11 protein-coding genes are annotated in these 10,009 nt (G+C 66.1%); 8 read left to right on the forward strand and 3 right to left on the reverse strand.

What is annotated here, in order from left to right; translation table 11 throughout:
* The coding region (locus tag ABDW35_RS23950; protein WP_343716377.1) for a hypothetical protein at nucleotides 1-668 on the reverse strand (668 nt) is incomplete at its 3' end.
* 187 nt (nucleotides 669-855) lie between these two features.
* Between ABDW35_RS23950 and ABDW35_RS23955 the strand changes: the two genes are divergently transcribed.
* Together ABDW35_RS23955 and ABDW35_RS23960 are read left to right on the forward strand one after the other, a co-directional pair.
* The gene (locus ABDW35_RS23955) at nucleotides 856-1,629 is read left to right on the forward strand and encodes a class I SAM-dependent methyltransferase (protein WP_343716378.1); all 774 of its coding nucleotides are present in this window, start codon (nucleotides 856-858) and stop codon (nucleotides 1,627-1,629) included.
* Between the two features lie 55 nt (nucleotides 1,630-1,684).
* Nucleotides 1,685-2,269, forward strand: coding sequence for a hypothetical protein (locus tag ABDW35_RS23960; RefSeq protein WP_343716379.1), 585 nt, complete (start codon nucleotides 1,685-1,687; stop codon nucleotides 2,267-2,269).
* Between the two features lie 98 nt (nucleotides 2,270-2,367).
* Here ABDW35_RS23960 and ABDW35_RS23965 read toward each other — a convergent pair whose 3' ends face one another.
* Both ABDW35_RS23965 and ABDW35_RS23970 read right to left on the reverse strand, forming a co-directional pair.
* Nucleotides 2,368-3,120: a hypothetical protein gene (locus ABDW35_RS23965; protein ID WP_343716380.1), complete on the reverse strand. Its 753-nt coding sequence runs from the start codon at nucleotides 3,118-3,120 to the stop codon at nucleotides 2,368-2,370.
* Nucleotides 3,121-3,741, reverse strand: coding sequence for a hypothetical protein (locus tag ABDW35_RS23970; protein WP_343716381.1), 621 nt, complete (start codon nucleotides 3,739-3,741; stop codon nucleotides 3,121-3,123). It abuts the gene before it with no gap.
* 328 nt (nucleotides 3,742-4,069) lie between these two features.
* Between ABDW35_RS23970 and glpX the strand changes: the two genes are divergently transcribed.
* The 6 genes from glpX to ABDW35_RS24000 all read left to right on the forward strand — a co-directional run.
* Nucleotides 4,070-5,089, forward strand: a complete 1,020-nt coding sequence (gene glpX / locus ABDW35_RS23975; protein WP_343716382.1) for a class II fructose-bisphosphatase — start codon at nucleotides 4,070-4,072, stop codon at nucleotides 5,087-5,089.
* A 324-nt stretch (nucleotides 5,090-5,413) separates the two neighbouring features.
* Complete coding sequence (locus ABDW35_RS23980) at nucleotides 5,414-6,361, forward strand: phosphoribulokinase (protein ID WP_343716383.1); 948 nt, start codon at nucleotides 5,414-5,416, stop codon at nucleotides 6,359-6,361.
* 11 nt (nucleotides 6,362-6,372) lie between these two features.
* Nucleotides 6,373-7,452, forward strand: a complete 1,080-nt coding sequence (fba, locus tag ABDW35_RS23985; protein WP_343716384.1) for a class II fructose-bisphosphate aldolase — start codon at nucleotides 6,373-6,375, stop codon at nucleotides 7,450-7,452.
* 12 nt (nucleotides 7,453-7,464) lie between these two features.
* Nucleotides 7,465-8,961 (forward strand): form I ribulose bisphosphate carboxylase large subunit, encoded by a 1,497-nt coding sequence (locus ABDW35_RS23990; protein ID WP_343716385.1) that lies wholly within the window; start codon nucleotides 7,465-7,467, stop codon nucleotides 8,959-8,961.
* Between the two features lie 10 nt (nucleotides 8,962-8,971).
* Nucleotides 8,972-9,373, forward strand: coding sequence for a ribulose bisphosphate carboxylase small subunit (locus tag ABDW35_RS23995; RefSeq protein ID WP_343716386.1), 402 nt, complete (start codon nucleotides 8,972-8,974; stop codon nucleotides 9,371-9,373).
* Nucleotides 9,374-9,541: 168 nt separating this feature from the next.
* Nucleotides 9,542-10,009: AAA family ATPase (locus ABDW35_RS24000; RefSeq protein WP_343716387.1), on the forward strand; the 468-nt coding region annotated here is incomplete at its 3' end.

Raw genomic sequence — 10,009 nt, forward strand, 5'->3', positions numbered from 1 at the left:
GAGATCCGGCTCGCATCCAGCGGCGGCGGCATGTGCAGATCTTCAGCCTGCGCGTCGGCCGGTATGACCGGCGCGGCCGGGATCTCGTCCCATGGCTTCGGAGCGGCGCGGGCGGGGCCGGCCTTCTCCTTCGGCCCGAGGCCGGCGGCGACGGCGCGGCGGGACAGGCCGAGCTGGCGGCCCAGGCGCAGGGCCAGGGTCTCGATCGGCAGGGCGGTGTCGGCGAGGTCGGCGTCGATGCGGTCATCCTCGGCCAGGCGGGACCACAGATCGGCGGTCAGCCGCTCCTTCGCCTCGGGCTTTCCGGCGGCGATGGCGCGGGACAGGGTCTCGGCCACGATGCAGCGCCGGTCGTTCTTCTCTTCCTGCCGCTGCTGCCGGCGGGTCTCGGCCTTGTGCTTCGCCTCCTCCCGCTGCTGCCGCAGCCTGGCGTCGAGCGCGACGGCGCGGCGGATGCCGAGCGCGGTGCGGTTGAAGCCGGCCTCGGCGACGGCGGCGCGGTCGAGATCGCCGGCCCGGACGGCGGCGAGGGCCGTGCCCTTGAAGGCGCGGGCGAGCTCCAGGGCCATCTCGGTCAGCTCCGCCAGTACCTCGGCGTAGCGGCCGGCCTGTCCCGTGGCCGGCGAAGCGGCGGCGGGAGTCCCGGCATTGACGGCACCATCGACCATTCCAGCATTAGAACAAAAAGCGAACATAAACGCAAGCGATTAGAACTGGCGCCCGCCTGCACCTCTCCGCCGCCCCGGCGGCCGGGCCGGACCTCCGTCGTGCGCGAAGGGCTCTTGCGGCCGCCGGTCCGCTCCGCCACGCTGGTCCGTCCGCCATGCCGGCCGGCGCCGCCCGGGGAGCTCCGTGATGGCCAGCGCCTTCTCCATGAACTCCTTCCTCGGGCAGCGGATCCTCGCCCTGGTGCGCGACGGCGACTACGCCCATGCCGGCGAGGAGGAGGCGATCGAGCTGGCCATGGCCGATGTGGCGAAGGATGCCGGCCGCCTGATCCTGGACGCCGGCTGCGGCCGGGGCGGCACGGCCGAGTATCTGCGCCGGCACGGCTGGGGCCGCGTCACCGGCTTCGACATCCAGGCGGAGTCGATCGCGGCGGCGCGGCAGCGCTATCCGGAGTGCCGCTTCCTGGTCTGCGACGTGGCCGATGCCGACCGGGCGGTGGACGAGGCGCCGGATGTCATCTGCCTGTTCAACGCCTATTATTGCTTCCCCGACCAGGCCGGCGCGCTGCGGGCGCTGGCCCGGGCCGCCCGGGCCGCCCGGGCCGCCCGGCCGGGCACGCGGCTGATCCTGTTCGACCATGTCGACCGCGGCGGCTACCAGGACTCGCCGCTGCTGGATGCGGGCGAGCCCTTCCTGCGCAACCCGCCGCTCTTGGCCGCGATGCCGGAGCGCCTGGCTGCCGCCGGCTGGCGGACGGCCGGGACGCGCGAGCTGCACGACCGCTATATCGGCTGGTATCGGACCCTGGTCGGCAAGATCGAGCGGTCGCGCGGCCGCATCATCGAGATCGCCGGCCCGGAGGGGTACGGCCATGTCCTCGCCTTGTACCAGGGGCTGGTGGACGCGGCGGTGGCCGGGAGGCTGGGGGCGGCGATCGTGACGGCGGAGAGGGTGGGGTAGCGGCGTGCGGCCGGGAGCGGCATAACGTGACGATCAGCGGCGAACGATCGAAGACATGCTGAAAACGGAACTCGTCTACGCCGAGCAGGGGATCACCATCCCCTACCCGCCCATTCCCCGCGAAGGCGGATCCGGCAACCACGGCTTCATCGATGTGCGCGGCCGGCCGGACCTGGCCGCCGCCATACCGGAAACATCGGATTCCGAAGCGCTGAGACGGATGCTGGTCGAGCTGGCCCAGCCATCATCCCTGTTCGCGACAGTCGGATGCGCGGCGGGCGCGTATGAGGAACCGGAGAGCGAAGCCGATATCCGCTATCTGTGCGGCGGCTATGTGCACCTGTTTTTCATCGACCATTCGGAGCGATGGGAATTCGACTACGAAAACATCATCACCGATACGGCAGATTTCATGCAGTCGAAGGTCGACGACTACAAGTGGTTCATACGATATGAAATCATGGATATATTGCTGAAGGTCGACAATATGGCAGACACGATACCGTCGATGCGGATCTGGTTCCACTGCGCGGGCCGGAACCCGGAAGCGGCCTTATCCTCTCGGGAGGCCCTGATCGACACCACCCGAGAGGCGCTTGCTCGGTTCCGCCCGAGGAAGCCGACCCGACCCGACGCCTGAGGCGATGTGCCGGAGGCGTATGGGAAGGAGGAGCGATAGGGTGATGTGGTCGTGCGATAGACAACAGATTGCGACGGAATCGTTGAACGGTCGACTTTTCAGCCAAGCGCAAGAACGACGTTGTTAACAAGGTCGGTAACAACATCGTCTGCTTGCGATTGAGTTATTGTCACCTGGGAAGGATGGGCACATATATTTCTGCGCTTCAGCTTCTCTCTCAAAATATCTGCAATATTTTTTGAAAATATTGACGCTGCCACACAAATGTCTATTACTTCAGATTCCTTTAACTCACCGAAATCATCTTGCATAGATATGACTATTGTCGGCTTTTTTGGATAACGGCGAGAGATATTTGAATTAAAATCAAGCAAACGCTTTTTATCGTTCAAAATCCAACGCAGAAGATGATCGAAAGCAAGATTCCAAGTCATTACGATGCAGGCACGATATGCCTTGACTCGATAGCAATTCATGGCTTCGGCGAGAAATGCACGCTCGGAAAGATCCGGAACTTTGGCAGGGAGATCAGAAAGTATTTTGCTGACATGAACTACGCTCTGATGAACGCCATATTTTGCATCCAAAGCGGATCGGATGGCTCGCTCTAGCTTGTATCCACCCCGCTCCCTCAATAAATCTGGAGGTCTTGAAGACGCCATCCTTGGCAGATATACTGACATATCTGGCGACACCAAATGCATTAACTTAAAACAGTTTCTTATATCCTCATTTTTAAAAGTAACTTTTGCCTCATGTACATGCAAAAACCAAGAGAATATTCTAATTTTCTCTCTGGCCTGGAGTGAATCGAAGCCATCTATCTGTTGGACAAAATCGACTAAATCCATTTATTCACCGCCATTTAACAATTTTTCTACTTCGGCAAGCCCGAGATGATTTATCGCATAAGCCCCTTTCTCAGGCGACGTGACTAGTTGGTCAGATTTAAGATCCCTAAGCGTTTGAGAGAAGTCATTTATATTAGTTGGCCATTTTAGAGAACGGTAGCATGTATATACATGCTTTACGGTGATAGCGTCGATACCGCGATGCTCTTTAAACCAAGCCGCGATAACGAGATAGCGCTTCCTATCACTCTTTGGATTTGCTTTCTGAGCATAGGATGCAAGAGATGTTCCTGATGTTAGATCGAGCTCCAAAACCTCTGGCGTAGGCCCGGCTTTGCGCGGTCCTCTCGGCTTAGAGGGTCGGGGAGTTGGCTCTACTTGAATCTCATCATCGGCGCCCAGCTCAGATTCAGCTTCAGCCTCAATATCAGCTGTCCCTTGGGCGTTTACTCTTGTCCCATTAGGACCAGTAATACGCTGAACAAGGGGGGCAGGCCCTCGCAATGCATTCTGAATAGCTTGTGTGATCTGTCCGATATCACCGTCAGCTATTTCCGCCTCAACCATTATGAAGCGAATGCGCGATGCTCCCCCTGCCTTGCCTGTCGATCCCTTAGCCATTCTGAATTCTCACACAAATTGATGGGAGATATCTCATAATAGGATATGCAATGCCAATTGCCATCCAGCACATTTTTTTCAATTCTCTTCTATCACAAGAATGTACCGGATGAGAGAGGCTAAAGACTTTGACTAAGCCTAGCCGCCGTCCCCACCCATCCGGGTAGCCCCCATCCCACCCGTAAGATCGCGCCCGCCCACCCGGGCGGGCGTTCCGGGGCCGGCGCCCCTCCCCCACCCTGACCGTCCCGGGGAGCGGCAGACTCCCCTCTGAAGCCCCCGCCTCCGGCCCTCCCGGCCAGCCGGCGGGGAACGGGTGGAGATGCGCATGACCGGTGCCGCCATCACCGAGGACGGCTTCATCTACGCGCTGCGCCGCGTCACCGAGGCCGCCGCCCGCGCCGCCTTCGACTGGATCGGCCGCGGCCGCAAGGACGAGGGCGACGCCGCCGCAGTCGACGCCATGCGCACCGTCCTCAACCATCTCGACATCGATGGCCGCGTCGTCATCGGCGAGGGCGAGAAGGACGAGGCGCCGCAGCTGTACAAGGGCGAGCGCCTGGGGCGCGGGGCGAATGGCGGGCCCGGCCGCGACCTCGCCGTCGACATCGCGGTCGACCCCGTCGACGGCACCAGCCACCTGGCCAAGGGCCAGACCAACGCCCTGGCCGCCGTGGCGATGACGCCGCAGGGCGCCATGTTCGACCCCGGCCCCGCCTTCTACATGGAGAAGTTCGCCGGCCCGCCGGCCGTCAGGGGCCGCATCGACCCGCTGGCCCCGACCCGCGACAAGCTCAGGGTGCTGGCCCAGGCGCTGGGCAAGCCCGTCTCCGACCTCTCGGTCTATGTGCTGGAGAAGCCGCGCCACCGCCGGCTGGTGGAGGAGATCCACGCCGCCGGCGCCCGCGTCGCCCTGTACCCGGCCGGCGACGTGGCCGGCGCCATCGTCGCCGCCATGCCGGGCGGCGAGGTCGACTGCCTGATGGGCACCGGCGGCACGCCCGAGGGGGTGCTGGCGGCCTGCGCCATCCGGGCGCTGGGGGGAGAGTTCCTGGGCCGCCTCGACCCGCAGCTGGAGCATGAGCGCGCCGCCGTGGCCCATGCCGGGCTGGACACCCGCCGCTGGTGGGGGGTGGAGGAGCTGGTGCGCAGCGACAAGGTGTGGTTCGCCGCCACCGGCATCACCACCGGCCTGCTGTTCGAGGGCGTGTCGCGGCGGGGGACGAGCACCCGCACCCAGTCGCTGATGCTCACGGCCCCGGACCGGCAGTGGCAGGTGCTGACCACCTATGTCGAGACCGCCCTGCTGGGGCCGGGCGCCGGCCCGACCATGGAGGCAAGGCTGTGAGGGGGCTGGACCTGCGGGGGCCGGCGCGGGCCGCGACAACCCCCTCCCCCTACCCCCCTCCCGCGAGGGGAGGGGGGACTCAAGACGATGGGGGCCGGAGCCGGTTGATCCGCCCCTCGCCTGCCCCCGGCCGAGCGGCGCCCGAGGCTCGCAGAGCCTGCTCGACACTGCGCTGGCGTGAGTCGACTGGTGGCGGTTTCGAGAACCGGAGCGCAGCGCACATGGGTGCGTGAGCACCGGAAGCGGAGAAACCGCCATCAGGCGGCCGCGCCAGTAGCAGTGCCGAGCAGGCTCGCCGATCACGACCCGAGACGGGAGACCAGAATGTCCAAGCCCTCCTTCGACCGGCCCATCATCCTCGGGATCGTCGGCGACTCCGCGGCCGGCAAGACCACGCTGTCGCGCGGCATCGCCGAGATCCTGGGGCCGCAGCGCTGCACCCTGATCTGCACCGACGACTATCACCGCTACGACCGGCGCGAGCGGGCGGCGAACGGGGTCTCGGCCCTCGACCCCGCCGGCAACTATGTCGACATCCTGGAGCAGCACCTGCATCTGCTGCGCCAGGGCCAGCCGATCCTGAAGCCGATCTACAACCACGACCAGGGCACGCTGGACCGGCCGGAATACATCGAGCCGAAGGAGTTCGTGGTCGCCGAGGGGCTGCTCGGCTACGCCACGCGGGCGATGCGCGACTGCTACGACGTCAAGATCTACCTCGACCCGGAGGAGGAGCTGCGCGTGCGCTGGAAGGTGCACCGCGACACCACCAAGCGCGGCTACACCACGGAGCAGGTGCTGGAATCGCTGAAGAAGCGGGAATACGACAGCCCGACCTTCATCCGGCCGCAGCGGCTGTTCGCCGACATCGTCATCCGCTTCCAGCGGCCGCCCGGCGCCAACTCCTCGGCCGGGGCGCCGGAGACCGACCACCGGCTGGACGTCGCCCATATCCTGCGCCCGACCCTGCCGCACCCGAACTTCTCGCGGCTGATCGAGGCGGTGGGCGACGGCAGCGTCGGCTTCGAGCTGACCCGCGACGAGGGCAAGCCGGTCGACGTGCTGGAGATCCGCGGCTCGATCTCCGACCGCCGGGCCGAGCGGGTGGAGGAGTATCTCTGGGAGCACATCCCCGAGGCCAGCCACCTGCGCGACGACCTCGGCCGCTATGACGGCGCCGCCGGAAGGGCGGTCAGCCACCCCCTCGCCCTCACCCAGCTCCTGGTCGCCTTCCACATGGTCAAGGCCGCCCAGGGCGTGCACGCCGTCTAGAGGAGGACCCGATGGCCCGCATCACGCTCAGACAGCTGCTGGACCACGCCGCCGAGCATGGCTACGGCGTGCCCGCCTTCAACATCAACAACATGGAGCAGATCCTGGCGATCATGGCCGCGGCCAAGGCGGTGGACGCGCCGGTGATCCTGCAGGCCAGCCGGGGCGCCCGGTCCTATGCCGGCGACCTGATGCTGGCGAAGATGGTGGAGGCGGCGGAGGCGATGCATCCCGGCATCCCGATCTGCCTGCACCAGGACCACGGCAACGACGACGGCACCTGCCTCTCCGCCATCCAGCACGGCTTCACCAGCGTGATGATGGACGGGTCGCTGGAGGCCGACGCCAAGACCCCGGCCAGCTATGATTACAACGTTGGCATCACCAGCCGGATCACCGCCGCGGCCCATGCCGTCGGCGTGTCGGTGGAGGGCGAGCTCGGCGTGCTCGGCAGCCTGGAGACCGGGCAGGGTGAGGCCGAGGACGGGCACGGCGCCGAGGGCGCGCTGGGCCACGACCAGCTGCTGACCGACCCGGACCAAGCGGTGGCCTTCGTCCGCGAGACCCGGGTCGACGCGCTGGCCATCGCCATGGGCACCTCGCACGGCGCCTACAAGTTCTCGCGCCGGCCGGACGGCGAGATCCTGGCGATGCATGTGGTCCAGGCGATCCATGAGCGGCTGCCGGAGATCCACCTGGTGATGCACGGCTCCTCCTCCGTCCCCGAGGCGCTGCAGGAGCAGTTCAACCGCTTCGGCGGCGAGATGCCGAAGACCTGGGGCGTGCCGGTGGAGGAGATCCAGCGCGGCATCCGCCACGGGGTGCGCAAGGTCAACATCGACACCGATTGCCGCCTGGCCATGGCCGCCGAGATCCGCCGCATCGCGGTGGAGAAGCCGGGCGAGTTCGACCCGCGCAAGTTCCTGGCTCCGTCGATGGCGGCGCTGGAGGCGCTGTGCCGCGAGCGATACGAGCAGTTCGGCACGGCCGGCCAGGCGTCGAAGATCACCCCCCTGCCCCTGCCCGAAATGGCGAAACGCTACCGGTCCGGCGCGCTGGACCCGCGCATCGCGATCGGCGCCGCAGCCTGAGAGGAGAGCTCCATGAGCACGAATGTCACGACCCTCGACACCAAGAGTCTCGACACCAAGGCGGGCACCGTCACCGGCAAGGACCGCTACAAGGCCGGGGTGCTGCAATACCGCAAGATGGGCTATTGGGAGCCCGACTACGTGCCGAAGGACACCGACGTCCTGGCGCTGTTCCGGATCACGCCGCAGGACGGGGTCGACCCGGTCGAGGCGGCGGCGGCGGTGGCGGGCGAAAGCTCCACCGCCACCTGGACCGTGGTCTGGACCGACCGGCTGACCGCCTGCGAGAAGTACCGGGCCAAGGCCTACCGGGTCGACGCGGTGCCGAACCAGCCGGGCCAGTATTTCGCCTATATCGCCTACGACCTCGATTTGTTCGAGCCGGGGTCGATCGCCAACCTGACCGCGTCGATCATCGGCAACGTCTTCGGCTTCAAGCCGCTGAAGGCGCTGCGGCTGGAGGACATGCGGCTGCCGGTCGCCTATGTGAAGACCTTCGACGGGCCGCCGACCGGGATCGTGGTCGAGCGCGAGCGGCTGGACAAGTTCGGCCGGCCTCTCTTGGGCGCTACGGTGAAGCCGAAGCTGGGCCTGTCCGGCCGCAACTACGGAAGGGTGGTGTACGAGGCGCTGAAGGGCGGGCTCGACTTCACCAAGGACGACGAGAACATCAACTCCCAGCCCTTCATGCATTGGCGCGACCGGTACCTGTACTGCATGGAGGCGGTGAACCGCGCCCAGGCGGTGACCGGCGAGGTCAAGGGCACCTATCTGAACGTCACCGCCGCGACCATGGAGGACATGTATGAGCGGGCGGAGTTCGCCCGGTCGCTCGGCAGCGTCATCGTCATGATCGACCTGGTGATCGGCTACACCGCGATCCAGTCGATGTCCAAATGGGCGCGGCGCAACGACATGATCCTGCATCTGCACCGCGCCGGCCACGGCACCTACACCCGGCAGAAGACGCATGGCGTGTCGTTCCGGGTGATCGCCAAATGGATGCGCCTGGCCGGGGTCGACCACATCCATGCCGGCACCGTGGTCGGCAAGCTGGAGGGCGACCCCAACACGACGCGCGGCTTCTACGACATCCTGCGCGAGGACCATCTGCCGGCGACGCTGGAGAACGGCGTGTTCTTCGAGCAGGACTGGGCGTCCCTGCGCAAGGTGATGCCGGTGGCGTCGGGCGGGATCCATGCCGGCCAGATGCACCAGCTGCTGGACTATCTGGGCGAGGATGTGGTGCTGCAGTTCGGCGGCGGCACCATCGGCCACCCGATGGGCATCCAGGCCGGCGCCCAGGCCAACCGCGTGGCGCTGGAGGCGATGATCCTGGCCCGCAACGAGGGCCGCGACACCAAGGTGGAGGGGCCGCAGATCCTGGCCGACGCCGCCCGCCACTGCCAGCCGCTGCGCCAGGCGCTGGACGTCTGGAAGGACGTCACCTTCGACTACGCCTCGACCGACACGCCGGACTTCGTCCCGGCCGTCACCGCCGCCAGCTGAGGAGATCATCATGCGCGTCACCCAGGGATGCTTCTCCTTCCTGCCGGACCTGACCGACCGGCAGATCACCCAACAGGTGCAGTACTGCATCGACCATGGCTGGGCGGTGAACATCGAGTTCACCGACGACCCGCACCCCCGCAACACCTATTGGGAGATGTGGGACCTGCCGATGTTCGACATCCGCGACGCCGCCGCGGTGATGACCGAGCTGGCCTCGTGCCGGAAGGCCTATGGCGACCGCTACATCCGCATCTCCGGCTTCGACGCCACCCATGGCTGGGAATCGGTGCGGATCTCGTTCCTGGTGAACCGGCCGCCGGAGGAGGCGAGGTTCGCCCTGGAACGCCAGGAGGTCGAGGGCCGGAGCATCCGGTACACGACGCGGCTGGTAGCGCCGCCTGCCCCCTAGGCCGGTTCGTTTCCCGCGCTTCCCTTTTTTGTCATGCCCGGGCTTGACCCGGGCATCCAGAGGATGTCGACGCCCACTGGATTGCCGGGTCAAGCTCGGCAATGACAGGTGGGGGAAGCGGGAGAGGCAAAAAGCAAAGCCGTCCCTTCTTCGAGCAAGAGCCCCGCCATGACCGAAGCCGCAATCGCCCTCCCGCCGGCCGACACCCGCATCGACCTCGCCCGGGAGTTCGAGGAGACCCGGATCGACGAGGTGTTCGCGGCGCTGGACCGCGAGCTGGTCGGCCTCGTCCCGGTGAAGACCCGGATCCGCGAGATCGCCGCCCTGCTGCTGGTCGAGCGCATCCGCCGCCGGCTCGGCCTCGGCGCCGAGGCGCCGACCCTGCATATGAGCTTCACCGGCAATCCCGGCACCGGCAAGACCACCGTGGCCCTGCGCATGGCCGACATCCTGCACCGGCTCGGCTATGTCCGGCGCGGGCACCTGGTCTCGGTCACCCGCGACGACCTGGTCGGCCAGTACATCGGCCACACCGCGCCGAAGACCAAGGAGATCCTGAAGCGGGCGATGGGCGGGGTGCTGTTCATCGACGAGGCCTATTACCTGTACCGGCCGGAGAACGAGCGCGACTACGGC

Source organism: Inquilinus sp. (genome assembly GCF_039594555.1).
Taxonomy (GTDB): Bacteria; Pseudomonadota; Alphaproteobacteria; order DSM-16000; family Inquilinaceae; genus Inquilinus.